Source organism: Streptococcus suis (genome assembly GCF_002964045.1).
Taxonomy (GTDB): Bacteria; Bacillota; Bacilli; order Lactobacillales; family Streptococcaceae; genus Streptococcus; species Streptococcus suis_U.
This window is the reverse complement of the sequence record NZ_POPB01000481.1, coordinates 1-398: the sequence shown is the minus strand read 5'-3', so window position 1 is coordinate 398 and position 398 is coordinate 1. Positions and strand designations below refer to the sequence as shown.

General features: G+C 46.7%; 1 protein-coding gene. It reads right to left on the bottom strand.

Going from position 1 to position 398, the window contains the following annotated elements:
- On the bottom strand, window positions 1–398 hold a 398-nt coding region (locus C1E99_RS12155; RefSeq protein WP_153060221.1), incomplete at both ends, for an IS66 family transposase.

The window sequence follows — 398 nt, the reverse complement described above, 5'->3', positions numbered from 1 at the left end:
AGGCTATACTCTATTGCAGTACCCAATTTGGAGCCTGGCAAGACAGCCTGTTCACGGCACCAATCAAAGAACTCGTCCATCAAGGGAGCCAACTCTGTCTGTCGTTTATGCAGTCGCTCCTCAGTAGACAAGTCAGCCCAGTCATTCTCCAGGGCAAATAGGCGGTCGCAATAAGCTAATCCCTTAGCTCCTAAAGAAGTCTTGTCTGTCTTCTTAGGAGTCGCCTCAAAAAACTTTCTCCTAACATGAGCCCAACAACCAACTAGTTGAGCCTTGTCTAATTGGCGATAAGCACTCCACATGTCACAATGAACGTAGCCCGCATAATCCCCTAGAAATTCCTCCACAACCAAGCCACTCCGTCGTTTGTCATGATGATAAAGGGTAATTCCATTTTT